Source organism: Marinobacter sp. UBA2498 (assembly GCF_002341575.1).
GTDB classification, from domain to species: domain Bacteria; phylum Pseudomonadota; class Gammaproteobacteria; order Pseudomonadales; family Oleiphilaceae; genus Marinobacter; species Marinobacter manganoxydans.
This window is the reverse complement of record NZ_DDOI01000108.1, coordinates 64,706-65,437: the sequence shown is the minus strand read 5'-3', so window position 1 is coordinate 65,437 and position 732 is coordinate 64,706. Positions and strand designations below refer to the sequence as shown.

Genomic DNA, 732 nt, shown 5'->3' with positions numbered 1-732 from the left:
AGGGGTGGCCAGGTCAAGGTGATGCGTTTCTGCGGCTGCGACGCGGGCGTGGCGGGCGCAACGATTTCCTGGCATTCAGGATTCATCGCACTTTCCAATTCGGGTGCGTCGGGAAACAGTGAGGCGGTATGGCCGTCGTTGCCCATACCAAGAATCAGCACGTCGATGGGCAGGGCCAGGTTCACGAGCTCGGCCTTCACTCGCTCAAGACCCTCTGAGGGTGTCGCACCAGGCTGTTTGAGCGACAGGAACCGGGCCGAGGCCGCCTTATTCTGCAGCAGGTTCTCCCGAACCAGGCGGGTATTGCTGGCGTCATCGTTTTCTTCCACCCAACGCTCATCCGCCAGCAGAACGTCTACCCTGCCCCAATCCAGATCCTTGCCGGACAGCGCCCTGAAAAATGGCAGCGGCGTGGAACCGCCGGATACCACCAGGCTCGCCCTGGGCACCTCTCTCAGGCGGGCCGCCAGAAATCCCGCCACGGCATCAGCAAGATCCAGGGCCACGCCATCAGCGGTTTCACCTGAGCGATCACTGACACCCTCGGGCAAACGCAGATCAGACATCTTCATACCAGCTCCTGCCATCCCGGGTAATCATGGCGATGGAAGCAACGGGGCCCCAGGTTCCCGCCGCGTAACGTTTTGGCGGCTCGCCGCCATCCTTCCAGTTCCGAATAACCTGATCGACCCAGCGCCAGGCATACTCCACCTCGTCACGGCGCACGAACAG

The 732-nt window shown here is 62.0% G+C and carries 1 protein-coding gene and 1 pseudogene; both read right to left on the bottom strand.

The features are described 5' to 3' along the window. Positions 1–572, bottom strand: a 572-nt coding sequence (gene pgl, locus B2W52_RS15245; RefSeq protein WP_286803680.1) for a 6-phosphogluconolactonase, incomplete at its 3' end; no start/stop codon positions are given. Continuing rightward, a pseudogene (locus B2W52_RS15240) lies at positions 559–732 on the bottom strand (glucose-6-phosphate dehydrogenase); the annotation flags it as partial. The gene pgl and the pseudogene B2W52_RS15240, both read right to left, overlap by 14 nt.